Here is a 22,892-nt window from a genome sequence, read left to right on the forward strand (position 1 = left end):
CATGGAATTCTCTTATTTTTTACCTGTAAACATCCAATTCGGTTGGAATAAAGTAGATAATGTTGCTGATTTTGCTGCACCGTATGGCAAGAAAGCACTTATTGTAACTGGTCGTACTAGTGCTAAAAAATCTGGTTTATATGATCGGGTGGTAGCAAAGCTTGATGCAGCTCATATCGGTCATGTATTGTTTGATCAAGTGGATGCCAATCCATTGACCACAACTGCCTTAGACGGCGCTGCGTTAGCTAAATCTGAAAGCTGTGATATGGTTATTGCTATCGGCGGTGGTTCCATCATGGACTGTGCCAAAGGAATTGCCTTTATGGCGGTGAATGAAGGCGATATTAACGACTATATTTTCAACCGTAAAACAAGTGATAATGCATTGCCTCTTATTGTTATTCCAACGACTTGTGGTACCGGCTCTGAAGGCAACGGTTTTGGTGTTCTTACTAATCCTGAAACAGGTGATAAGAAATCCTTACGCTGCAATGCTATTGTGCCAAAGGTTTCTATTGTAGATCCTGCTGTAATGGGTACAATGCCACCTCATGTATTGGCATCTGTAGGCTTTGATGCACTATGCCACAACATCGAGGCTTATACCTCTAAAACAGCACAACCTTTCACCGATGCGTTAGCTCATTATGCTGTAACCTTATTAGCACAATACCTTGTACCTCTATATAAACATGTGAAAGCAACGGCGGAAGGCAAATCAGCTGTTCTCAACGAAATTCAACTTACAAAAGCTTGGGAGTCCGTTACATTAGCTAGCACAATTGGGGGCATGGTTATTAATACAGCTGGTGTAACATTAGCACATGGTATGGAACATCCAGCCAGTGGCCTTAAAGATATTACCCATGGTGTAGGCCTTGCTATTATTGAACCTGTTGCAGTGGAATATACATGGAGTGCAAACCCTGATAAATTTAGTGCCTTAGCTCGGATATTTAACCACGGAGATGGTTCCGAACTAGGCGAAGCATTACGCCTAATCGTCCATGACCTAGACCTTACTACAAACCTTACAGAATTAGGCTTTACGAAAAAAGACATTCCATGGCTCGTAGATAATGTATACGTTGTAGCTACAGGCAATATAGCTAATACAATAGCTAAAATAAGCCGTGAAGATATTGAAGCGTTGTATAAGAAAATGTTCTAAGTGTTGTCATAATAGGAGAGAGTTTTGTTCGAAGGATTTTATGGTCTATTAACGGTTATGCTATGCGTGTTGTTTGCAATTGTGGTAGTGCTATTTAATATAGCGCCTATTACATATATTGTTTTTAGTATAGCCATAGTATCGAGTATATTTCTACAATATAGGCGCTTTAAGAAACAGTCCATATCTGAAAAAAGGCACACTCAGTTGGCTTGGTGTTTGTATATTGCCTTTACCCTCAGCTTTTCTTGGTTAGTAAGCGATTGGTTTAGGTACGACTTAAAAACAAGCATTGAGCAATTTGATTCCTTCGAGTATAGTACCATGGATTGGACTCAAGGGTGGCCTAATAGTGGAGAACTACCAGAGGGGTTAAAACGACCAGGAAAACTTCCCGACGGTATTTATAGAGCGTCTGCTTTTCGTAGTAGTTTAGCTTGGGCTAATGCATATCCAGAGAGATATACTGTACTTGAGGGGGACCCTAAAGTAATTGCACAATATGAGGCAATAGCAAAGCAAAATGCAGCCTATACAGCGCAAATTGATGCGGATGGTGTATTGCGTGATTTAGATACTGGGGAGAAAAAGCGTTTTATATCTCACCCTAATAGCTATAATATTGTAGAGAGTATAGAAGAAGAATCCCTTAATTTGCCAGAACGGACTTTTATTGAGTGGCTACGCTTTGCACCTCGAAAAGAAACAAAAACAGTAGTCAAGGATACATATAATTCTACTCGAAATCATAGATTATATGTGTTTGTAGATGATGGGAATACTAAAAGACCTCATTTTGTGGAATTGTTAATTAGTAATGATGGGACACGGGCTGTGTTTTATCAATCTAAGTAATTTGAGTAGGTATTGTTGTGGAGATCGTAAATGCAACGGTGTTTAATTTACTTAAAGAAATTGTTTTTTTCTAATCCTTATAGAAAGAGTATATGGTTTTTTATAATTCTTTGGGTATTAACATTTTTCTTCTCAGATTATATCTCGTATTCTGGGGTGTACTATCTGATTTTATTAATCGCCACGATTGTATTATTGCTTGAAAAATGTAGAGTTATTGATAGTGAGAAAACTGTACGTAAAAGATTTTTATCATATTTTTATGTTATCTTTTTTCTGTGTATGCTTCCTACATTAGCTGTTACTTTAGTATTTTCTGCTGTAGGAATATCCCATTATGATACTCAACGGTGGCACTCTACATGGCCTTCATCTAAGGCGGGGTATATTCCGTCTCCATTACAAGCACCTAAGTTTTTACCTGAGAGTTTGAAAGTGATTTCTTCTGCTGAAGTAATTGGAATGGGAGGGAATCAAAGCTGTTTAGTATTAGATGGTGATAAAGCAACGATTTCAAGGTATGAGGAAACTGTTAAATCTAATGCTTGGTATTCGTTTATAAATGGCAGGGATAAAGATACTACAGTTGAAGTACTTAATTCGTTTACATATCCAAAAGATAAAAATGTATTGGTTAGTGACATAAAGAATTATTATGAGATTATCACTATTCAACGACAAAACTGGAAATTATTTTCCTGGTTAATTGATGGCAGCCAGAGTGTCGGTGATGATCCTAATGAAGATTTTTATTATAGCACTCGAGTATCAGCTGAGAAATATGTAGTATATGTTGTTTACCATAACTTTGATCATGACCAGCCAAGAGTGATTTACTTTATGTTTAATCCGGAACGAACGCGAATGATTACTGTAGATATAGATATGTATCATTAGAGTTGGGCAGAGTTTGTATATAAAATTTGGAACAAAGGGGCTGTTTTGTTACAGCCCCTTTGATGATTCTACAAGTATTAAAAGGTACAATACTAGTAGAGATTGAAGTTGATTGTAGTGGTTGTTATAAAGCTAAGGAGTTGTATTGTGAAAAGAATATATTCATACCTTGCTGCACTGTTAATGATAAGTCTTATGGCTTCACAAGTACATGCAAAAGAGCAGATTACTCAAAGTGATATTTCTGGTAGTGCTAAAGAGAAGTGCGTTAGTAGTGAACAAACTAATGATAAGATTGAAGCTGATTTACAAAGACATTTAGAACGAATGAGGACCGAGGACATAGCAAAGGGGTATTTACGTGAAGAAGAAACGTATGCTCAAGAATTAAGTTTAATTCGGGGGAGATTGTATCATTCAACGGATAAGCTCATTCATGATGAGAAAAAGACTACTCTTTTATCGTATCCAGTGGGAAGCAAGGTTCCTTGTAAGAAGAATTTAAATGATATAGATTCATATACAGACATTATTACTCGTAAAGGCATGACATTCCGCATTCCCAAAGGTGCAGAGTTGAAGATGTTCTATATGTTAGATAACAATATTTTTATAGAGTATGAGATAGGAGATATTTGGTATTCTATTCAGATTATTCCTTTAGATGTAGATCATCCTGATAGTACAGATATAGAAAATAAAGTGCTTGTAGATAAAGAGTATAATTTTTATCATTCTTTACAAACATATTGGCGCATTTGGGGACCGTACTATGAACCAAATGATACTACTTATTCAGCGGTATGGAATAATGGCTTACCTGGAATATTAGTAGATTCATATCATCCAGATAAAAAATCTAGGTTACAATTTGTTACATACGATGGACGTTATGCTGTGTTTAATCAGCTTGAATATAAACCAAGCACTAGTCCTTTTACTCATGAGCAGTTAAGAAATACGATTGAATATTTTGATTCTAATAATAATCCAGAGTTTAAGGCTAAAAAGCATAGATTATTCCCTGATGAGAGGATAATTCGTATATATGAGTACTAGTACAAAACCTATATTACTAATTATATAATTTGTGTTATACTTTTATATAGAAAAATATCGAATTAATAGAAGGCTAGTTGGCATATTCTGTGTAGACTAGAGATTAGAATGAAAGATAAGTCAGTATTACCAATTGAGGAACAATTAAATAGATTTCTTCAACCAAAATGCCTAATCCCTGGCGGTCTAGGCTTGTGGGAGGAGTATTTCCGAAAGATTTGTACTGCTTGGGGCGAGATTAGTGGTGAAATTCGACCTCAGCATATCATATTTTCTGCTGATAATGGTTGTAATATGGAAGGCTATGTAGGCTATAACTATGAGGTAACGCAAAAGCAGTCGCGTAATATGCTCTTGGGTCGTTCGTCGGCTACACAGTTTTGTAACTTTAACAATATTCCTTTTGAAGTTGTGGATGTAGGAATTGCCTCAGATGATGGCATCGGAGTGGATCGCAAGGTCGCAAAGGGGACAAAGAATATATTAAACCACCCTGCTATGACTGAGGATGAATTTAATAGTGCCTTTCAATCTGGCTATGAACGAGTTGAACATTATGTAAAGCAAGGAATAAATCTTTTTTCCTTTGGTGAAATGGGACTCGGTAATACGACGACTTCTGCCTGTGTGTTGTCTGCCTTAACTGGAGCTGATCCCACTGAAACAGTAGGACCTGGTTCTTGGCCGAATAAACCAGATTTGATGAAACGAAAAATTGATTTTGTGCGCGCTGTATTAGATAAGCATAAGGCTAGTATTGTTTCTGAGAGTGAAGTTGAAAGAGTTCGTAAAATTGTAGCCCATGTAGGGGGCTTTGATATTGCTGCTATTCTTGGGGCTATGCTGGCTTGTGTTGAGTTTAAAAAGCCTTTTGTCATTGATGGCTTTATTACAGCTGTAGCGGCAGCTTGTGCGGTACATATGAACGAGCGCATTACAGACTATGCATTGCCGTCACATCATTCCCGCGAAAAAGGCACAGAGCTAGCTTTAGCAGAGGTAGATATTACACAAGACATGGTTCCTATTCAAGCCCACATGTCGATGGGGGAAGGGACAGGAGCTATCTTAATGGTTCAAATGTTGAAAACGACACAGCATATGTTTGTAAATATAGGGACCTTTGCAGATTTGATGAAATTATAAGGAGAAAGAATGAAAATAAATAAATACTTTGATATACATTTTGAGCGCGCTGATGATGCAACTATCGCTAAAAGGTTGATAGGTGGGGCTAAGATTAAGGGACCTGCGTTGGTTACCCTGATTCTCTCCATATTTATCGCCTCTATTGGGTTGAATATGAATAGTACGGCAGTTGTTATTGGTGCTATGCTTATATCACCGTTGATGGGACCTATTTTAGCAACTGGTTTTGGCTTTGCTACGCTTAATTTTACAGTTGTAAAAAGCGGTATTTTAAGATTGTCCTTACAGGTTACGATTGCTGTTTTGGCATCTGCTTTATATTTTTATATTTCTCCCGTTCAGGCGGCTACATCTGAACTATTAGCACGTACAGAACCGAATATTTTTGATGTATTCATTGCTATATTTGGTGGGTTAGCTGGGATTATTGGGCAAACGCGTAAGACCTTAGATAATGTTATACCAGGTGTTGCGATTGCGACTGCACTTATGCCACCACTATGTACGGCAGGATATGGACTGGCTAATGGAAATTGGCAATATTTCATTGGGGCTGGCTATCTATTCTTTATAAATGCATTTTTCATCTTCTTTGCAGCTTTTATTGTTTTAAAGGGTGTATATAGTTTGCCATTCCATAAACAAGCAGAAGAGGTTAATCGTCGTAACCAGCTAATATTTCTCGTGATTGGTCTTATTATGGCTATACCAAGTATTTATGCAGGCTATGATATGACCATCAAGTATTCTGAGTCAAGTCATATGGAGCAGTTTATTAAGAATGATATTAATCAAGAGGGACGTCGACAAGTGATTGATTATTCATTGGATCAAACGAATAAGCTAGTAAACATAGTAGTTATAGGAGCTCCTGTGACTTCAGAGGAGCGAGCCCAGTTGGATGACAAGTTACAGAAGGATGAATACTTGCAGCCTTATACATTACGTTTTGTTAATAGCGTAGATGAGCAAAAATCTACTATGGATAAGACGAACTTGAATAAATCTTCAGAGAATCTTGGAACATATAAAAACTTGAGTAATCTCTACAAGCCGACTTATCAATTAGTAAGTGAAACTATAAATACTATGAAAACGACAGAAGCTGAAGCAAAGGCGTTATTCCCGTTTGTAAGCAAAGTGGAAGGCATGCCTTTGATAGATAATCTAGAACAGCCTAAAGCGAGTCGATATATGGTGATTATCCATACTACATCCACTATATCTGATGCAGATTTGAAACGAATAAAAGCTTGGTTAGAGGCTAAATTATCAGCACCTGTAACTATTTCTGTGGAGCAAACAACGTCAACTCTATAAGTTGATTTTTGGATTTTGATTAGATTGTTTATTATATAGAGCGATATTTATAACGGTACTAAGTTTGATTGTACCTATTAGGTATATTACCTAGTAGTACGGGGAATCATCTTAGTACCGTTTTTATGTACTTGGCATAGCTAAATGTAATTACTCTTATCTTGCTATAGATTAAAGTTATATTATTACATATATAAAATCTATTATACGAGTAGGAATTAAATTGCTATACTTACTACATCGAAATTATTAAATAATCAAATGTAGATACAAGATAAGAAAAATAGATTTATTATAATATCTACGAATATTGTATACGTATGAGTCCTCGTCCGAGATGTAGGTTTTCATCGTAGATAGGAGGATTACATGAAAAAATGGTTAGCATTAGCAGCGACGGCCGTACTGGGTGCGTCCTTATTGATTAGTGGTTGTGGCTCTTCCACAAATAACGCGAGCTCTAGTGGCTCTAAAGAGGTATTAAAGGTAGCAGCAAATCCTGTACCTCATGCTGAAATTTTAGAACAAGTTAAACCTATTTTGGCTAAGGAAGGTGTAGACTTACAAATCGTTGAATTTACAGACTACATCCAACCAAATATGGCTCTATCTAGCCATGAGGTAGATGCAAACTTCTTTGCAAACGTACCTTACCAAAATAACTACAATAAAGATCATGGTACAAACTTTGTAAGCTTTGCACCAGTTCACATCGAACCATTGGCTATCTACTCTCAAAAAATTAAAGATTTGAAAGACTTGCCAAATGGCGCAAAAGTAGCAATTCCGTCTGATCCAACAAACAGTGCTCGTGCACTTCTCTTGTTGCAAAGTGCTGGTCTAGTAACATTGAAAGATCCAACTGGTTTGACTAACACACCATTTGATATAACTAGCAATCCTAAAAATATTCAAATTACTGAGTTAGAAGCAGCTCAAATTCCTCGTTCCATCCAAGACTTAGATGCAGCAGTAATCAATGCTAACTATGCGTTGCCAGCTGGTCTTAATCCTACAAAAGATGGCTTATTCGTAGAAAAAGCTGACTCTCCATATGCAAATCTTCTTTCTGTTAACCCTGGTGATGAAAATAAACCAGCTATCCAAAAATTAGCTAAAGCATTACAATCTCCAGAAGTTAAGAAGTTCATCGAAGAACACTACAAGGGAGCTATCATCCCAGCGTTCTAATTGATCGTTAATAACATATGTATCTGATACAATACCTTCTCATGACAAACTCTATAGATACGAAAAAGGCGTAACACCAATGGTGTTACGCCTTTTTTATTATATTATGCATGAATTGGTTTTGCATATTTTTTCCGATATGAATGTGGTGTTTCAGTGGTAGCCATTTTGAAAATTTTACAGAAATAACTAGTTCTGTTGTAGCCCAATGTTTTACTGATCTGATTAACTGTTAGTTGGGAATATACTAATAGTTTCTTTGCTTCTTGTATGCGTAATAGTGTTATATATTGCACTACTGAAAGTCCCGTATCATCTTTAAAAATCTTAGAGAAGTAGGACTCACTTAAATGAATATGTTCCGAAATCCTTCTGAGCGACACTCGTTTGCTCAGATTTTTTTCTATATATAACATAGCCTTTCGAATTTCTGGACGATTAATAGGTCGTTCAGACTCCACAAAGTCTGGCAATTGTTCATAAGGCATCTCTTCTGCTATGGCATCGTTAAATGGGAAGTAGTGTTCTACCAAAATCCGTAAAACCTTTGTAGCACTGTAAATTTGTTCGGCTGTCAAAACTGGTAAGGTCCGATATAAGGTGCGAAGCTTAGTATCATCATGCCAATCGGTTTGGGTAGGAAGAATAGGTTTGATCGTCGTATCTTCTGTTTTTGTTTGTCCTGCCATGATGAAGCCTAAGATGGCACCATCCTTCATGATGGGCACAGAGAAATCTATAAGGCCCATGTGACAGCGATACGGGCAGGATGATAGTTCTTTTGTAGCATCTAGGCCACCATATAAGTCGCATTGATTGCAGCGCTTGGCATAGATTGGATTGCGCCTTACGACCTTACAAAATGGAGAAAAGTTATATTCTTGAGATAACACTTTTCCACGATTATTAACAAAAATAGCAGCAATCTTTGTTATGTTTGTGAAATCGCGCATGATTTCATTGATAAGCTTAGTATCTTCATTCGTACAAATCATGGTAAAACCTCCAATCACAAATGTGTTAAGAGGGCTAGTAAGCACACCGCTAAATAGCTCTACTTGCTCTCTATCTAAAGGGTAGGCTCTAAACCTGAGAAAAGAGAAAAGTGACATACCACCTAAAATTCATATACCTATAAAATTACGTTATTTCTTGCTTCTATATGTATAAGTATAACAGGATTGTCGTATTTTAGTAATAGAAAAATCGCATTTTACGAATATACATAAAAAAGTTGCATTTAATAATTTTTATAATAAAGATAGATAAAAGCCTTATAGTACATGTATTTAGAAAGGATTGAGTCCGATGGGTTGTGACTGAATAGCAAGGCATGCTCTATAGTAATATATGGTGTACAGAATTTAGGGTTGCATACATATGAATGATTAAAGAAATGATAAAAAATATAAAATGGTATACCGCAACATAGTTTTCTGTACATAGATACTTTGATACTTTCATTATACGTATGGAGGGTATTATGGCGACAACATGTGGATTAACTGAATTTGTAGGGACTAGTAAAACTGGTGATACTATTGGTCTCGTAATTGCTAACGTAGATCAACAAGTATTAGATGCGATGAAACTAAAGAAAAAATATCGTTCCATCGGTATTTTAGGTGCTCGTACTGGTGCAGGCCCACACATTATGGCTGCTGATGAAGCAGTAAAAGCAACCAATACTGAAATTGTTAGCATTGAATTACCTCGCGATACTAAAGGTGGCGCAGGTCACGGTTCTCTTATCATCTTTGGTGGTGATGATGTATCCGATGTTAAACGCGCTATTGAAGTGGCATTAGCCGAAGTGGAACGTACTTTTGGCGATGTATACGCAAACGATGCTGGTCATATTGAACTTCAATATACAGCACGCGCTAGTCATGCAGTAAATGCAGCATTTGGCGCTCCTGAAGGTAAAGCCTTTGGCCTTATCGTAGGTGCTCCAGCAGCGATTGGTGTAGTTATGGCCGATGTAGCTGTTAAATCTGCAAATGTTGATGTAATCGGTTATGCATCTCCTTCTGCAGGTACAAGTAATTCTAACGAAGTTATTTTACAGATTTCTGGCGATTCTGGGGCTGTACGACAAGCGGTTATCTCTGCTCGTGAAGTTGGTAAACAATTGCTCGGTACGATGGGTGACGAACCAGTGAACGGAGCCCCTTCCTATATCTAATCTGAAAGGATGGTATGCCCTATGAAATCAAAACGTTTCGAAGTCTTAAGTCAACGTCCTGTCAATCAGGATGGTTATGTAAAGGAATGGGTAGAGGAAGGTTTTATAGCCATGGAATCTCCTCAAGATCCAAAGCCTAGCCTCAAAATCGAAGGTGGTCGCATCGTTGAACTCGATGGTAAACGTCGCGAAGATTTTGATCTTATCGATACATTTATTGCAAATTACGGTATCGTTCTCGATGGTGCTCAAGAAGCAATGGCAAAGGATTCAAAAGAGATTGCTAATATGATGCTTACACCATCAGTACCTCGTGAAGAAATCGTTAAGATTTGTAAATCTATTACTCCAGCGAAAATGTTGGAAGTTGTTTCTACTATGAACGTTGTTGAAATGATGCAATGTATGCAAAAAATGCGTGCTCGTCGTACAATGGCTAACCAAGCCCATGTAACGAACGTAAACGACAATCCAGTGCAAATCGCAGCCGATGCTGCGGAAGGTGCACTTCGTGGGTTCGCAGAAGAAGAAACAACAGTAGCCGTTGCTCGTTACGCACCACTCAATGCGATTAGCTTACTCGTAGGCTCTCAATGTGGTCGACCAGGTGTATTGACACAATGCTCCTTGGAAGAAGCGACAGAATTGGAACTTGGCATGCGTGGCTTCACAGCATATGCAGAAACAATTTCCGTATATGGTACAGAAGACGTATTTACTGATGGTGATGATACACCTTGGTCTAAAGGATTCCTCGCATCTGCTTATGCATCTCGTGGTCTTAAAATGCGCTTCACCTCTGGTACAGGTTCTGAAGTACAAATGGGCCAAGCAGAAGGTAAATCTATGTTGTACCTTGAAATCCGTTGCCTATACATCACAAAAGGCGCTGGCGTACAAGGTATCCAAAATGGCTCTGTAAGCTGTATCGGTATTCCAGCAGCTGTACCTTCTGGTATCCGCGCCGTATTAGCAGAAAACCTTGTAGCAGCTATGCTCGACCTAGAATGTGCATCTAGTAATGACCAAACATTCAGTCATTCTGATTTGCGTAGAACAGCTCGTACATTGATGCAATTTGCACCAGGTACTGACTTTATCTGCTCTGGTTATAGCTCTACACCAAACTATGACAACATGTTTGCTGGCTCCAACTGGGATGCAGAGGACTATGATGACTGGACAGTTATTCAACGTGACCTTAAGGTAAATGGCGGTCTTATCCCTGCTCGCGAAGAAGAAGTTGTAACGGTTCGTAATAAAGCGGCTCGTGCACTACAAGCGTTGTTCAAAGCATTAGGCTTGCCTCCAATTACAGATCAAGAGGTAGAGGCTGCTACATATGCAAATGGCTCTAAAGATATGCCTCCTCGCGATAAGGTTGCAGATATTAAAGCGGCTCAAGACTTGTTAAACCGCGGTGTTACAGGCGTTGACTTTGTAAAAGGCTTAGCTAAAGAAGGTCATCAAGATGTAGCACAAAGTATTTTGAACTTATTAAAACAAAAAATCTCCGGCGATTACTTACAAACATCGGCCATCTTTGACCGTGATTTCAACGTTATCTCCGCGATTAACAATAGAAATGACTATCAAGGTGTTGGCACAGGTTATCGTGTGGAAGGTGAAGATTGGGAACGCATTAAAGATATTCCAAACGCCATTGATCCACGGGATATATAAGGAGGTGTCATGATGGCTGAAATTAACAGAGATGTATTACGTTCTATTATCCTAGACGTTTTACAAGAAATGGGTGGTGTTCATGAGGCACCACAATTCAAGGCTAGTGTTGGTGAAAGCACAACATCAAGTGTGGCTCCTAGACATGAAGATCCAACTGGTGACGATAGCTGGCTCCAAACTGGTGGCCCTGCACAACCTGGTACAAGCGCAGATGAAGTAGTTATTGCTGTTGGCCCTGCCTTTGGCCGTAGTCAACGACAAACTATCGTTGGCGTACCGCATCAAGAGGTAATTCGCCAATTAGTAGCTGGTATCGAAGAAGAAGGTTTAAAAGCTCGTGTAATTCGCGTATACCGTTCCTCTGACGTAGCGGCCGTAGCCGTTGAAGGCGATTCTATTTCTGGATCTGGTGTATGCATCGGTATTCAATCTAAAGGTACTACTTTGATTCACCAACGCGATTTACAACCACTTTCAAATTTGGAATTATTCCCTCAAGCGCCTCTATTAACAGCTGAAACATACCGTGCTATCGGTAAAAATGCTGCTAAATATGCTAAGGGCGAATCCCCAACACCAGTACCAACATTGAACGATCAAATGGCTCGTCCAAAATATCAAGCATTATCTGCATTGCTTCATATCAAGGAAACTAAGCATGTAGTAAAAGGTAAGCCAGCTGATGAAGTTCGTGTCACTGTATAAGGAGGTTTACTATGGCTAACGAATTAGAAGCCTTAATTCGGCAGATCGTATCTGAAATAGAAGGGGCGAAAGGTAGTACAACACAGTATTCAGCGCCTCATACACCATCTACAACTAATACAGTAGATAGAGTAGTTACAATCGAAGATTATCCGATTGCTAAAAAACATCCAGAATGGATTGATCTTGGTCAAGGTCGAGACTTAAGCCATATTACGATGGATAACGTAATGGCCGGACATATCACAATGGACGATTTAAAAATTTCTCCATCTATTTTAAAAGCTCAAGGTCAAATTGCTAAGGCTGGGGGCCGAGATCAAATTGAACTCAACTTCTCCCGTGCCGCAGAAATGACGAAAGTTAGCGATAAACGCTTACTTGAAATGTACAATGCACTTCGTCCATATCGTTCTTCTAAACAAGAACTGTTAGATATTGCTAGCGAACTTGATGGTTTAGGGGCTCCAATTTGTGCAAACTTTGTACGAGAAGCTGCAGAAAATTACGAACGTCGTAAAAAACTTAAAGGTGATAATTAACCTATAGGAGATGTCATTATGAAACGAATTGTTGGCATCGATATTGGAAACTCTACAACAGAAGCGGCCTTGGCCGAAATTCATAGCAATGGCGAGGTAAAGTTCTTATCTTCTGCCATCGCTAGTACCACAGGTATTAAAGGAACACGCGAAAATATCGTAGGTCTCATGGATGCCCTCAAGTCGCTAATCAGGTCTGCTAATCTTACATTACGAGACATTGACTTAGTTCGTATTAATGAGGCTACACCAGTTATTGGTGATGTGGCTATGGAAACGATTACAGAAACCATAATTACAGAATCTACCATGATTGGTCACAATCCTAAAACACCAGGTGGTTTAGGCCTTGGCGTAGGCTATACAGTTCCCATTGAGCAACTGATTGATAAGCCACAAGGTCAGCCATACATCGTGGTAGCTCCAAAGATTATCGATTTTGAATTGGTAGCACAGCTAATTAATGCGTACTGTAAGCGAGGTTATGATATTCGAGCTGCTATCCTTCAAGCCGATGACGGCGTACTCGTTAACAATCGATTGGATCATAAAATTCCTATCGTAGACGAGGTTGCGTATATCGATAAAATCCCAATGGGTATGCTTTCTGCGGTAGAGGTTGTAGACCCGGGGCAAGTGGTATCACAATTATCAAATCCTTATGGAATCGCCACTGTATTTAAGCTTTCACCAGAGGAAACAAAGAATATTGTACCTATCGCTAGAGCTCTTATCGGAAATCGATCAGCTGTAGTCATCAAAACACCAGCAGGGGACGTTAAGGAGCGGGTAATACCGGCAGGATCCATCATTGTTATGGGGAATGACCGAACTGTATCCGTCGATGTATCTGCTGGGGCAGAGAGGATTATGGAAACCCTCGAATCTGTTCATCCTATCGATGATATCAGTGGTGAAGCAGGTACGAACGTAGGTGGCATGCTTGAAAAGGTTCGCCTTACAATGGCTCAATTGACGAATAAATCCCCGCAAGATGTATTCATCCAAGACTTGCTAGCCGTAGATGTAGCTGTTCCTATCAATGTAAAGGGTGGCCTTGCAGGTGAATTCTCTATGGAACAAGCCGTAGGCATTGCCTCCATGGTTAAGTCAGATCATCTACAAATGGAAATCATTGCAAAGCAGGTAGAAAAAGAGTTAGGCGTACCAGTTGAAATCGGTGGTGAAGAGGCTGAATCAGCTATCTTAGGCGCTTTGACTACACCGGGGACAGCAAAACCAATGGCCATACTCGATCTAGGGGCAGGCTCAACTGATGCATCCATCATTAACCAAGAAGGAAAAATTAAGGCCATTCATCTTGCAGGGGCAGGAAATATGGTAACTATGCTCATCAATTCTGAACTTGGTTTAGAGGATATGCATATTGCAGAAGCCATCAAACGAGACCCATTGGCTCAAGTACTCAGTGTATATCACATTCGTCACGAAGACGGAACGGTGCAGTTCTTTAATGAACCACTTCCGGCAGCATTGTTTGGCCGCGTTGTTATCGTTACACCTGATGGGCTCGCTCCTGTAGAGCGAGATATTCCTCTAGAAACGATTAAGCGCGTTCGTCAAACCGCAAAGAAACGGGTGTTTGTCACAAATTCACTCCGTGCTTTGGCATCTGTGAGTCCTACTCATAATGTGCGAGATATACCATTCGTAGTTATCGTAGGTGGTTCTGCATTAGACTTTGAAATTCCTCAACTCGTAACCGATGCACTTTCACAATATGCATTAGTAGCTGGTCGAGGCAATATTCGAGGCGTTGAAGGGGCACGTAATGCGGTAGCGACAGGTTTGGTATTATCCTATGCACAGAAGGGAGGCCTATGATGGACCAAAGTATTATCAGCAAGCCAACCATATTGCTGTATGCTACACAGCATATTAGTGAGGATGTACTAAAACCCGTTCTACATGGTATTGAAGAGGAAGGTCTACCAGTTGTCATTGAGTCCCACAGTGGTACGCATATGGCATTGGCTGATCTAGCATCTCGTAATTCTGCTTTGTCTGTAGGTATAGGCGTTGATGAACAGGCTATTGTATTGACCTATAAAAATATACCAGCTCATCAATTTATTTATCGACTAAGTGGTTACAGTCAATATCCAGATAGCTTACGCACCTTAGGTGTCAATGCAGCTCGCCTTGTAAAAGGAAATCCTTTCGTTTCTGATGAACGATTGGAAGTGGCCTTTTAAACACAACGAATTTGAGAGGTGGTGCATATGGCTATTTATACGAAAACCGGTGATGCAGGTACAACAGCCCTTTTTGATAGCACACGGGTACCTAAAAATTCACTTCGTGTGGACACATATGGAACCTTTGATGAATTAAATGCACAGGTTAGTGTATGTGAGAAATTAGTCGTCTCACCAGACAATAAACATGTGCTTCACACATTACAACATCAGCTATTCCGCTTATGTGCGGAGGTAGCCACGCCTCATGTAGAAAATCTTAGTGAAAGCAGCAATTTGATTTCACAACAAGATATTAGCGATTTGGAACGTTTGATTGATGACTATACAAAGCGATTGCCACAGCAACATAGCTTTATATTAAGCGGAAATTATCTATCTGCTGCAGAGCTACACGTGGCGCGTACCATTTGTCGTCGTGGTGAACGATTGCTTATAAGCTTAGGTTCTGTAGAACCTATTCGCAATGAGGTTCGAAAATTTATTAATCGACTATCTGATGCTCTATATATCATGGCTCGCATGGAAGACTATATACAATTTGTAGAAACAATTGTAGAACGCGTTTCAGAACGTGTAGCAACTAGTCGTGAGGAAATACTGACAGAAAGCGATCAATGCGTAAGTAATATAGAGCATACTGCTGAAAATGGAGTTATTGATATGACGACTAGAACAGAGTTAGAACATATTATGACGAAGCTTTCACAAGCGGCATTGGACTACGCTCAGTCCATAGGCGTACCTATCGTTGTATCTATAGTAGATGCAAACGGTATATTAATGTATTTCCAACGTATGTCAGATGCATTGCTCATCAGTAACGACATCGCACAGGCAAAGGCGTACACCGCAGTGGCGCTTAAATCAGCAACTCATGAAATACATCCAAGCGCACAGCCTGATGGCGATCTATTCAACATAGAATCCATGGTAAACCGTAAAATTTGCACCTTTGGTGGCGGATATCCAATCATGATTAATGGAAAAATGATTGGTGGACTAGGCATTAGCGGTGGTACCGTGGCACAGGATATGGACATTGCATCTCATGCATTACAATCTCTGTTAACTCAATGAGGTGAAAACAATGGACGTAACGCAAATGTATATTAGTGAGTTTGTTGGTACTGCCGTTTTAATTGCATTTGGTAATACTACTAATGCATCTATCTTGTTAAAGAAAACCATTGTTAGTATTTTTGGTACTAACTGGCTACACATTATCTTCGGATGGGCATTTGCCGTAGCCTTTGGTGTATATGTAGGGATTACACTTGGTGGCCCAGGGCATTTGAACCCTGCCGTTACCTTTGCTCTTGCTGTGGCAGGTATATTCCCTTGGGATCAAGTTATTCCAATGTCCATAGCTCAAATTGCAGGTGGTTTTACAGGTGCTGCCATTGCTGCATTGTTCTATTATCCACACTTTAAAGTAACCGGTCCTGACGAAGGAAACTGTGTAGGGATTTTTGCAACAGGTCCAGCAATCGATAATAAACCTTTCAATTTGATATCTGAGATTATAGCAACATTTATGTTTATGCTAGCGATTCTCTGCTTAGGAAAAATGGCCGATGGTTTAGCACCTATTGTCATCGGTATTTTGGTAGCATCCATTGGTATGTCCTTTGGTGCAACTACTGGATATGCATTAAATCCAGCCCGTGACTTTGGTCCACGGTTAGCATATTTCTTATTACCGATTCCTAATAAAGGAACTGCGAACTGGCAATATGCATGGGTACCATTTATTGGCCCATTGATTGGGGCAGGCTTAGCTGTATTGTTCTTCCAATTAGTGGCACCTTAATTATAGCTAGAGTATATAAAACAACGACAAACTATAACATGTCAGTATAGTTTAAAGAATACATATTACATTAGGAGGAGATTATATGGCCTTTCAAGAGGTAATTGATGCAAAACAGCGCATCATACAAGAGTTTGTACCCGGAAAGCAGGTTACGATAGCTCATGTTATTGCCAATCCTAAGCCAGATCTATTTAGAAAAATGGGGCTTGAGGAAAAAGGACGCAATGCCATTGGAATTCTTACCATAACACCTGGCGAAGGGACCATTATTGCAGCCGATATTGCAAGTAAATCTGGTGATATCGAAATCGGTTTCATCGATAGGTTTTCGGGGGCACTTCTCATAACTGGTGATGTATCTGCTGTTGAATCTGCTTTGCGCAGCGTAATTGAAGGTCTGCAACGCATATTAGGATTCTTCCCAACGGATTTAACAAGATCCTAATGAAAGGGTAATTATGAGCACCGAAAAGAAAGAAAAACGTATCCTTCTAGTAGGTCGTAGCGGTTGTGGTAAGACTACATTAGCAGATACGATTACTCATGGCTCGGCTACGTATCATAAGACACAAGCCATAACGAGAGTGGGAAACTTCATCGATACCCCTGGAGAATATATGGAGAATCCTAATTACTATCGAGGCATTATCTTGCACGCCTATGATGCGGACGTAGTGATTTTCATGATTCCTGCAGGTGATGAAACAACCATATTCCCACCAAACTTTGGAAACTCCTTAAATCGCGAGGTTATAGGGGTTGTATCAAAGGTGGATACGGGTAAAGATGTTGAGGCGCCTCGGCGCAATCTTAAACTAGCGGGAGCCACTAATATTTTTGAAATATCAGTTCACGACGAAGAGTCGTTAAAACAATTATGTAACTACATATACGGTTAGTTGAAAGAAGGTTTTTCCATGGACAAAGTGTTTGAAGAACAACTTAATCAATTTATTTTAAATAAGGCGATCATTCCAAAAAGCTTGGGTCTATGGGAACGATATTTCAAAAAAATGTGTCTCGCGTGGCAAGATATGAAACCTGAGATTCAGGCTCAGCATATTATCTTTTCTGCAGATAATGGTATTTCCGTAGATGGCCTAATCGGTTATAACTATGAGATTACTCGTAAACAGTCTCAGAATATGATTGATGGTAAAAGTGCAGTTGCTAATTACTGTATCTTTAACCATATTCCTTATGAAGTAGTAGATGTAGGCATTGCGTGCCCACAAGGTATTGGGATAAATCGAAAGGTAGCTCAAGGCACAAAAAATATATTAGATGGTGCCGCTATGAGTGCTGAAGAGTTTGACCTAGCATATCAAGCTGGATATAACCGAGTTGTTTACTATGCAGAATCGGGTATCAATCTATTTTCCTTTGGCGAAATGGGTGTTGGTAATACGACTACGTCAGCAGCTGTCCTGAGTGGCCTTACAAAACTAGACCCACGGATAACTGTAGGTCCTGGATCTGGCCCTGATGAAGAGGCGTACATGAATCAAAAACGAGAGTTTGTACGTACTGCATTATCTCATCATAAGGGACACTTAAATAGTCCTAAAGAGGTAATTAGCCGCGTAGGTGGCTTTGATATAGCCGCTATTACAGGTGCTATGGTAGCTTGTACAGACTTACATATCCCATTTGTAATCGATGGATATATTACAGCAGTTGCCATGGCTTGTGCTACTCAAATGAATGGAGACGCTCCATTATACGGTATTCCATCTCATTATTCTCGCGAGGTAGGGATGGCCGCAGCATTGGCTTATGCAAATATTCGTCTTGATGAAGTTCCAATCCATGGACAAATGGCGTTAGGTGAAGGTACTGGTGCTGTACTCATGGTACAACTACTTAAAACAGCGCACTTTGCCTTTATGAATATAGGTACTATGGTGGAACTATTAGAAAAATAAATTTGTAATCTTTATTCTATGTTTTGTAAAAGGAGAGAAAACAGATGACACAAGAAGCATTAGGTATGGTGGAAACAAAGGGTCTAGTAGGCGCTATTGAAGCAGCTGATGCAATGCTTAAAGCAGCTAATGTGGAACTCGTAGGCAATGAAAAAATTGGCTCTGGTCTCGTTACTGTTATGGTTCGTGGTGATGTAGGTGCTGTAAAAGCTGCTGTAGACGCAGGTGCAGCTGCTGCAGAACGGGTAGGCATTGTTATCTCTACTCATGTAATTCCAAGACCACATAAAGATGTAGAAGGTATTTTACCAACAAAGGGTGAATAATTATGGCCGATACTAAAAGTCTGGTAGACGAGATTTTAAAGCGCGTATTGATGCGTATCGATAGTGCTGATTTAAGCAAAACTTTAGGCGCCACTAGTAATGCATCATGTACTTCGGCACCTGTAAGTTCACCTGCTGTAAGTCAACTACAAACTTCTATGATTACTGAACACGTAGGTAGCACTACAACAGGCGATACAATTGGTCTCGTAATTGCCAATGTTGATAGTCAAGTATTGGAAGCTATGAAGCTCACTAAGTTATATCGATCCATCGGTATCTTAGGTTCACGTACAGGTGCAGGGCCGCAAATTATGGCCGCTGATGAAGCTGTAAAAGCAACGAATACAGAGATTGTTAGCATTGAACTGGCCCGTGATATGAAAGGTGGCGCTGGTTCTGGTTCCCTTATCATATTTGGTGGCGATGACGTATCCGATGTAAGACGTTCTGTGGAAGTAGCATTACGTGAATTAGAACGCACCTTTGGCGAAGTATATATGAATGATGCAGGCCATGTGGAGGTCCAATATACAGCGCGTGCAGGAGAAGCCTTAGTCACTGCTTTTGGGACACCAGAAGGTAAAGCCTTTGGGTTATTAGTAGGTGCCCCAGCAGCAATAGGTGTAGTTATGGCAGATACAGCAGTTAAATCAGCTAATGTAGATGTGGTAGATTATCAGTCTCCATCGAGCTCAGATATGTCAAATGAAGTTGTTTTACTAATTTCTGGTGACTCTGGCGCTGTTAAACAAGCTGTAAAAGCAGCACGTGATGTGGGGTTAGCGTTACTAGAAACTATGGGAGAAAGAGCTAAAAACAAAGGTAATGCTTACATCATCTAATGAATAAACGTCGGGAGGTGGCATGGTGAAAGATTCACTAGGGTTACTAGAAGTAGCTGGTTTGCTGGGGGCTATCACCGCATCAGATGCAATGGTTAAAGCTGCAAATGTACGGCTCATAGGAATAGAAAAGGCGAGAGGACTTGGCTGGATGACCGTAAAGGTTGCTGGTGATGTGGGAGCTGTTGAAGCAGCTGTTCAAACCGGTGTGGCGATTACAAAAGGTATGAACTTGTATGTAGCTCACAAAGTAATTCCTCGACCTGCAGAAGGCTTAGTAGAATCCTTTAATGATGATTTTACAGATAAGCCGGCTAAGGTAGCTGATGAAACAGAGAAACCCCAATTAGATGAAAAGGTTGTTGAGGTGTTAGATGAGATAGTATCTACGATCATAGAACCGAAAAGTTCTAAATCAACAGGTACAAAGAAAATAACACCAAAGAAAAACCTTAAAAAGAAATAAAGTAGTAAGAAATAAAGGAGATTATCATGAATAACGCATTAGGCATGGTAGAAACAAAAGGTTTAGTAGGCGCAATTGAAGCGGCCGACGCAATGGTAAAAGCAGCTAACGTTACATTAGAAGGTACTGAAAAAATCGGTTCTGGTCTTGTAACAGTAATGGTTCGCGGTGATGTAGGCGCTGTAAAAGCGGCTGTTGATGCGGGCTGTGCAGCAGCACAAAAAGTAGGTGAAGTAGTATCTACTCATGTAATTCCACGCCCTCATAGCGATGTAGAATTGATCTTACCTAAGAAAGGATAATAGCTTATGGATCGGGAACAGATTCGTGCTATCGTACGAGAAGTGATCGAAGCCATGTTCGAATCGTCCATTCCCGTAGGTGTGAGCAATAGACATGTCCATCTATGTCAGGATGACTGGGATATATTATTCCCTAACCAGGCTATTACTAAAAAAAGTGACTTAAAACAAACTGGAGAGTTTGCTTCAGAGCAAACAGTTACTTTAGTGGGGCCTAAAGGGGTCATTCAAAATGTCCGCGTATTAGGTCCTCTTAGAAAACAGTCACAAGTAGAGGTATCTTTGACCGATGCTCGTGCATTGGGTATAAAACCTCCTATTGTGCTATCTGGTCATTTAGAATCAGCCGTAGAGATTACTCTATGTACTGAAAACGGGGAAATTACAAAACCTATTTGCATTGTTGCAAAACGACATATTCATATGTCTCCTGATGATGCAAAACGGCTTAATGTAAACGATGGCGACAGCGTAAATGTTGAAATTCAAACACCAGAGCGCACCACTGTATTTGGTGATGTCATCGTTCGGGCCGTACCCGGTTTTGTCCTAGAACTCCATATTGATACAGATGAGGCAAATGCTGCCAATGTACAAGGTACAGTGATGGCGAGAATTGTACAGTAAAGTAGGTGATATGATGAAAGGTTTGAAAAAGGCAAATAATACCTTGCAAGAGTTCTTTGATCTTGTAGAGTCCAAACAAGTGAGCTCTCATAATCAAAAGAATTTACGCGTAGGCATCGACCTTGGTACATCATCTATTGTCCTATCCGTAGTAAACGATAAAGGTAAACCTATATATGGTGCTTTTGAATACAACGAATCTATTCGAGATGGCCTTGTAGTTGACTATGTGGGAGCTGTTACGATTACGAGAGCTTTAAAGGCTAAGGCGGAAGCCGCCTTAGGCACAGAGCTTGTATATGCCGCAGCAGCTGTTCCACCTGGAACGATAGGCAAGAATAAAGATGTAGTAGGTCATGTTCTTGAAAGTGCTGGTTTTGAAGTGACCTGCATTCTAGACGAACCTACCGCTGCTGCTAATGTGCTAGGCATCACCGATGGCGCTGTTATCGACGTTGGTGGTGGTACTACGGGCATAAGCATTTTAAAAGATGGCCGAGTTGTATATACCGTAGATGAGCCTACAGGAGGCACCCATATGAACCTTGTTATTAGCGGAGCCTATGGGATTTCCATCCCTGAAGCAGAGGCCTATAAGCGCAATGAAGCTAATAAACGAGATGTATATGCAACCATACGGCCGGTTGTAGAGAAAATGGCAGCTATTTCTAAGCGTGCGTTACAAGAGGGCGGCTATGAAAAGGGGACTCCTATTGTTGTTGTGGGCGGTGCCTCTAATTTTGAGGAGTTCACAAAGACTTTTAGTCAATATATAGGATTACCCGTAGATAAGCCATTATATCCAGAGTTTGTAACGCCCTTAGGGATTGCCATGGGAAGTGAGCATTAATATGGATGCATTAGTTAAACTGGTGCTAGAACGCCTAGAGAAGCGGATGACATCCACTGCTACTTTTATGGTCACAGAGTGCAATAGCTATGATGAGCATATATTGTTGCAGAACCAACTCATTTCTTTCAGTGGTATAGATTATGGTCATATACGAGAGTTAATGTGCGATACATTGGTGCCTTGGGTTGCCTATTTACATCGTGCATTAGCGTATGACTGTGAGGTGACGATACACCTAGCAGTTCCTGTAACCTCGTTGATGAATCCATCAGTCATTTTAGATTGGCCTATCAAATTTCTAGATAAATTTGGTCGTCCTATATATGCCAGTCATCAAGCGTGGATAACGGCCTCTTTTGTTAGATCTTGTGAAAGTCAGTCTATTATCGTCATATATAGGGGACAACGGTTCACCATGGCTGCTCGAGATGAAATCGAGCGCTTAGGTATCACAATAATTGAAGGGAACGAGAAGTATGCAAGTCGGTAAAGTTGTGGGTAGTATCGTATCTACTCAAAAGCATGAATCTCTAAAGGGAATGAAACTGATGATGGTAGATATTCTCGATGGAGAACAAGAGTTGACGGGGCGCATAGAAATCGCCGTCGATACAGTATGTGCTGGTGAAGGTGAATATGTGCTTCTAACTCGAGGCTCATCGGCACGGCATATTTTCGAAGATGATAAAGGCACCGCAGTAGATTGCGCTATTGTGGGTATTATTGATAGTTTTGAAAAATAATTGTATA

The 22,892-nt window shown here is 40.0% G+C and carries 27 protein-coding genes; 26 read left to right on the forward strand and 1 reads right to left on the reverse strand.

Annotated features, from left to right (window positions below):
• The first annotated feature begins 1 nt into the window (after position 1).
• The 7 genes from MOQ65_RS05505 to MOQ65_RS05535 all read left to right on the forward strand — a co-directional run bounded on the left by MOQ65_RS05505 (position 2) and on the right by MOQ65_RS05535 (position 7,645).
• The gene (locus MOQ65_RS05505) at positions 2-1,174 is read left to right on the forward strand and encodes an iron-containing alcohol dehydrogenase (RefSeq protein WP_195186166.1); all 1,173 of its coding nucleotides are present in this window, start codon (positions 2-4) and stop codon (positions 1,172-1,174) included.
• Positions 1,175-1,231: 57 nt separating this feature from the next.
• Positions 1,232-2,029: a hypothetical protein gene (locus MOQ65_RS05510; protein WP_373027848.1), complete on the forward strand. Its 798-nt coding sequence runs from the start codon at positions 1,232-1,234 to the stop codon at positions 2,027-2,029.
• Between the two features lie 30 nt (positions 2,030-2,059).
• Entirely contained in the window at positions 2,060-2,926 is an 867-nt protein-coding gene (locus MOQ65_RS05515) for a hypothetical protein (RefSeq protein ID WP_213467270.1), read from the forward strand.
• Positions 2,927-3,073: 147 nt separating this feature from the next.
• Entirely contained in the window at positions 3,074-3,985 is a 912-nt protein-coding gene (locus tag MOQ65_RS05520) for a hypothetical protein (protein ID WP_178885614.1), read from the forward strand.
• Positions 3,986-4,093: 108 nt separating this feature from the next.
• Positions 4,094-5,131: a nicotinate-nucleotide--dimethylbenzimidazole phosphoribosyltransferase gene (locus MOQ65_RS05525; RefSeq protein WP_257846928.1), complete on the forward strand. Its 1,038-nt coding sequence runs from the start codon at positions 4,094-4,096 to the stop codon at positions 5,129-5,131.
• A 9-nt stretch (positions 5,132-5,140) separates the two neighbouring features.
• Positions 5,141-6,454 (forward strand): DUF389 domain-containing protein, encoded by a 1,314-nt coding sequence (locus tag MOQ65_RS05530; protein ID WP_308221107.1) that lies wholly within the window; start codon positions 5,141-5,143, stop codon positions 6,452-6,454.
• A gap of 369 nt (positions 6,455-6,823) precedes the next feature.
• Positions 6,824-7,645, forward strand: coding sequence for a MetQ/NlpA family ABC transporter substrate-binding protein (locus MOQ65_RS05535; RefSeq protein ID WP_060924427.1), 822 nt, complete (start codon positions 6,824-6,826; stop codon positions 7,643-7,645).
• Positions 7,646-7,749: 104 nt separating this feature from the next.
• On the opposite strand, the gene MOQ65_RS05540 is transcribed toward MOQ65_RS05535, so the two are convergent.
• Complete coding sequence (locus tag MOQ65_RS05540; protein ID WP_257846930.1) at positions 7,750-8,640, reverse strand: PocR ligand-binding domain-containing protein; 891 nt, start codon at positions 8,638-8,640, stop codon at positions 7,750-7,752.
• Between the two features lie 488 nt (positions 8,641-9,128).
• Here MOQ65_RS05540 and pduB (MOQ65_RS05545) point away from each other — a divergent pair, with 488 nt between their 5' ends.
• The 19 genes from pduB (MOQ65_RS05545) to MOQ65_RS05635 all read left to right on the forward strand — a co-directional run bounded on the left by pduB (MOQ65_RS05545) (position 9,129) and on the right by MOQ65_RS05635 (position 22,885).
• A complete protein-coding gene (gene pduB, locus MOQ65_RS05545) occupies positions 9,129-9,830 on the forward strand; it encodes a propanediol utilization microcompartment protein PduB (protein WP_038124004.1) in 702 nt (233 codons plus the stop codon).
• A 21-nt stretch (positions 9,831-9,851) separates the two neighbouring features.
• Positions 9,852-11,513: a propanediol/glycerol family dehydratase large subunit gene (locus MOQ65_RS05550; RefSeq protein WP_257846931.1), complete on the forward strand. Its 1,662-nt coding sequence runs from the start codon at positions 9,852-9,854 to the stop codon at positions 11,511-11,513.
• 9 nt (positions 11,514-11,522) lie between these two features.
• On the forward strand, positions 11,523-12,221 hold the full coding sequence (locus MOQ65_RS05555; RefSeq protein ID WP_257846932.1) for a propanediol/glycerol family dehydratase medium subunit: 699 nt from the start codon (positions 11,523-11,525) through the stop codon (positions 12,219-12,221).
• Positions 12,222-12,232: 11 nt separating this feature from the next.
• On the forward strand, positions 12,233-12,763 hold the full coding sequence (locus MOQ65_RS05560; protein WP_105089792.1) for a diol dehydratase small subunit: 531 nt from the start codon (positions 12,233-12,235) through the stop codon (positions 12,761-12,763).
• 18 nt (positions 12,764-12,781) lie between these two features.
• Complete coding sequence (locus MOQ65_RS05565; RefSeq protein ID WP_257846933.1) at positions 12,782-14,608, forward strand: diol dehydratase reactivase subunit alpha; 1,827 nt, start codon at positions 12,782-12,784, stop codon at positions 14,606-14,608.
• Positions 14,605-14,979, forward strand: coding sequence for a glycerol dehydratase reactivase beta/small subunit family protein (locus tag MOQ65_RS05570; RefSeq protein ID WP_105098111.1), 375 nt, complete (start codon positions 14,605-14,607; stop codon positions 14,977-14,979). Before MOQ65_RS05565 ends, MOQ65_RS05570 begins: the two co-directional genes overlap by 4 nt.
• Positions 14,980-15,006: 27 nt before the next feature.
• Positions 15,007-16,062, forward strand: a complete 1,056-nt coding sequence (locus MOQ65_RS05575) for a cob(I)yrinic acid a,c-diamide adenosyltransferase (protein ID WP_257846934.1) — start codon at positions 15,007-15,009, stop codon at positions 16,060-16,062.
• Positions 16,063-16,072: 10 nt separating this feature from the next.
• A complete protein-coding gene (locus MOQ65_RS05580) occupies positions 16,073-16,795 on the forward strand; it encodes an MIP/aquaporin family protein (RefSeq protein WP_156719214.1) in 723 nt (240 codons plus the stop codon).
• Between the two features lie 85 nt (positions 16,796-16,880).
• Positions 16,881-17,243 (forward strand): ethanolamine utilization microcompartment protein EutS, encoded by a 363-nt coding sequence (gene eutS / locus MOQ65_RS05585; protein ID WP_038117203.1) that lies wholly within the window; start codon positions 16,881-16,883, stop codon positions 17,241-17,243.
• Between the two features lie 13 nt (positions 17,244-17,256).
• Positions 17,257-17,697: a EutP/PduV family microcompartment system protein gene (locus tag MOQ65_RS05590; RefSeq protein WP_129823408.1), complete on the forward strand. Its 441-nt coding sequence runs from the start codon at positions 17,257-17,259 to the stop codon at positions 17,695-17,697.
• Between the two features lie 18 nt (positions 17,698-17,715).
• Positions 17,716-18,723 carry a nicotinate-nucleotide--dimethylbenzimidazole phosphoribosyltransferase gene (locus tag MOQ65_RS05595; RefSeq protein WP_105084998.1) on the forward strand — a complete coding sequence of 336 codons (1,008 nt, stop codon included), beginning with the start codon at positions 17,716-17,718 and terminating at the stop codon, positions 18,721-18,723.
• 44 nt (positions 18,724-18,767) lie between these two features.
• On the forward strand, positions 18,768-19,049 hold the full coding sequence (gene pduA, locus MOQ65_RS05600; RefSeq protein ID WP_005385289.1) for a propanediol utilization microcompartment protein PduA: 282 nt from the start codon (positions 18,768-18,770) through the stop codon (positions 19,047-19,049).
• Positions 19,050-19,051: 2 nt separating this feature from the next.
• The gene (gene pduB, locus MOQ65_RS05605; RefSeq protein ID WP_156719215.1) at positions 19,052-19,894 is read left to right on the forward strand and encodes a propanediol utilization microcompartment protein PduB; all 843 of its coding nucleotides are present in this window, start codon (positions 19,052-19,054) and stop codon (positions 19,892-19,894) included.
• Positions 19,895-19,916: 22 nt separating this feature from the next.
• On the forward strand, positions 19,917-20,360 hold the full coding sequence (locus MOQ65_RS09540; RefSeq protein ID WP_308221108.1) for a BMC domain-containing protein: 444 nt from the start codon (positions 19,917-19,919) through the stop codon (positions 20,358-20,360).
• Between the two features lie 26 nt (positions 20,361-20,386).
• On the forward strand, positions 20,387-20,662 hold the full coding sequence (pduA, locus tag MOQ65_RS05615; protein ID WP_005385294.1) for a propanediol utilization microcompartment protein PduA: 276 nt from the start codon (positions 20,387-20,389) through the stop codon (positions 20,660-20,662).
• A 6-nt stretch (positions 20,663-20,668) separates the two neighbouring features.
• Positions 20,669-21,289 (forward strand): phosphate propanoyltransferase, encoded by a 621-nt coding sequence (gene pduL, locus MOQ65_RS05620; protein WP_257846935.1) that lies wholly within the window; start codon positions 20,669-20,671, stop codon positions 21,287-21,289.
• Positions 21,290-21,299: 10 nt separating this feature from the next.
• Positions 21,300-22,139, forward strand: coding sequence for an ethanolamine utilization protein EutJ (gene eutJ, locus MOQ65_RS05625; protein WP_257846936.1), 840 nt, complete (start codon positions 21,300-21,302; stop codon positions 22,137-22,139).
• A 1-nt stretch (position 22,140) separates the two neighbouring features.
• Complete coding sequence (pduM, locus tag MOQ65_RS05630; RefSeq protein ID WP_257846937.1) at positions 22,141-22,632, forward strand: PduM family microcompartment protein; 492 nt, start codon at positions 22,141-22,143, stop codon at positions 22,630-22,632.
• Positions 22,619-22,885 (forward strand): EutN/CcmL family microcompartment protein, encoded by a 267-nt coding sequence (locus tag MOQ65_RS05635; RefSeq protein WP_024066335.1) that lies wholly within the window; start codon positions 22,619-22,621, stop codon positions 22,883-22,885. The genes pduM and MOQ65_RS05635 overlap by 14 nt, the downstream gene beginning before the upstream one ends.
• Positions 22,886-22,892 lie beyond the last annotated feature (7 nt).

The sequence above is a fragment of the Veillonella faecalis genome (genome assembly GCF_024677885.1).
In the GTDB taxonomy this organism is placed as follows: domain Bacteria; phylum Bacillota; class Negativicutes; order Veillonellales; family Veillonellaceae; genus Veillonella; species Veillonella nakazawae.

Bases quoted from the DNA above. Each gene is read 5' to 3' on its own strand.
- MOQ65_RS05635 (WP_024066335.1), top strand. From the start codon at position 22,619: ATGCAAGTCGGTAAAGTTGTGGGTAGTATCGTATCTACTCAAAAGCAT.
- MOQ65_RS05515 (WP_213467270.1), top strand. From the start codon at position 2,060: ATGCAACGGTGTTTAATTTACTTAAAGAAATTGTTTTTTTCTAATCCT.
- MOQ65_RS05560 (WP_105089792.1), top strand. From the start codon at position 12,233: ATGGCTAACGAATTAGAAGCCTTAATTCGGCAGATCGTATCTGAAATA.
- MOQ65_RS05580 (WP_156719214.1), top strand. From the start codon at position 16,073: ATGGACGTAACGCAAATGTATATTAGTGAGTTTGTTGGTACTGCCGTT.
- pduA (WP_005385289.1), top strand. From the start codon at position 18,768: ATGACACAAGAAGCATTAGGTATGGTGGAAACAAAGGGTCTAGTAGGC.
- MOQ65_RS09540 (WP_308221108.1), top strand. From the start codon at position 19,917: ATGGTGAAAGATTCACTAGGGTTACTAGAAGTAGCTGGTTTGCTGGGG.
- MOQ65_RS05505 (WP_195186166.1), top strand. From the start codon at position 2: ATGGAATTCTCTTATTTTTTACCTGTAAACATCCAATTCGGTTGGAAT.
- MOQ65_RS05555 (WP_257846932.1), top strand. From the start codon at position 11,523: ATGATGGCTGAAATTAACAGAGATGTATTACGTTCTATTATCCTAGAC.
- MOQ65_RS05540 (WP_257846930.1), bottom strand. From the start codon at position 8,640: ATGATTTGTACGAATGAAGATACTAAGCTTATCAATGAAATCATGCGC.
- pduL (WP_257846935.1), top strand. From the start codon at position 20,669: ATGGATCGGGAACAGATTCGTGCTATCGTACGAGAAGTGATCGAAGCC.
- eutJ (WP_257846936.1), top strand. From the start codon at position 21,300: ATGATGAAAGGTTTGAAAAAGGCAAATAATACCTTGCAAGAGTTCTTT.
- eutS (WP_038117203.1), top strand. From the start codon at position 16,881: ATGGCCTTTCAAGAGGTAATTGATGCAAAACAGCGCATCATACAAGAG.
- MOQ65_RS05570 (WP_105098111.1), top strand. From the start codon at position 14,605: ATGATGGACCAAAGTATTATCAGCAAGCCAACCATATTGCTGTATGCT.
- MOQ65_RS05575 (WP_257846934.1), top strand. From the start codon at position 15,007: ATGGCTATTTATACGAAAACCGGTGATGCAGGTACAACAGCCCTTTTT.
- MOQ65_RS05525 (WP_257846928.1), top strand. From the start codon at position 4,094: ATGAAAGATAAGTCAGTATTACCAATTGAGGAACAATTAAATAGATTT.
- pduM (WP_257846937.1), top strand. From the start codon at position 22,141: ATGGATGCATTAGTTAAACTGGTGCTAGAACGCCTAGAGAAGCGGATG.
- MOQ65_RS05535 (WP_060924427.1), top strand. From the start codon at position 6,824: ATGAAAAAATGGTTAGCATTAGCAGCGACGGCCGTACTGGGTGCGTCC.
- pduB (WP_038124004.1), top strand. From the start codon at position 9,129: ATGGCGACAACATGTGGATTAACTGAATTTGTAGGGACTAGTAAAACT.
- pduA (WP_005385294.1), top strand. From the start codon at position 20,387: ATGAATAACGCATTAGGCATGGTAGAAACAAAAGGTTTAGTAGGCGCA.
- MOQ65_RS05565 (WP_257846933.1), top strand. From the start codon at position 12,782: ATGAAACGAATTGTTGGCATCGATATTGGAAACTCTACAACAGAAGCG.
- MOQ65_RS05510 (WP_373027848.1), top strand. From the start codon at position 1,232: ATGCTATGCGTGTTGTTTGCAATTGTGGTAGTGCTATTTAATATAGCG.
- MOQ65_RS05595 (WP_105084998.1), top strand. From the start codon at position 17,716: ATGGACAAAGTGTTTGAAGAACAACTTAATCAATTTATTTTAAATAAG.
- MOQ65_RS05550 (WP_257846931.1), top strand. From the start codon at position 9,852: ATGAAATCAAAACGTTTCGAAGTCTTAAGTCAACGTCCTGTCAATCAG.
- MOQ65_RS05530 (WP_308221107.1), top strand. From the start codon at position 5,141: ATGAAAATAAATAAATACTTTGATATACATTTTGAGCGCGCTGATGAT.
- pduB (WP_156719215.1), top strand. From the start codon at position 19,052: ATGGCCGATACTAAAAGTCTGGTAGACGAGATTTTAAAGCGCGTATTG.
- MOQ65_RS05590 (WP_129823408.1), top strand. From the start codon at position 17,257: ATGAGCACCGAAAAGAAAGAAAAACGTATCCTTCTAGTAGGTCGTAGC.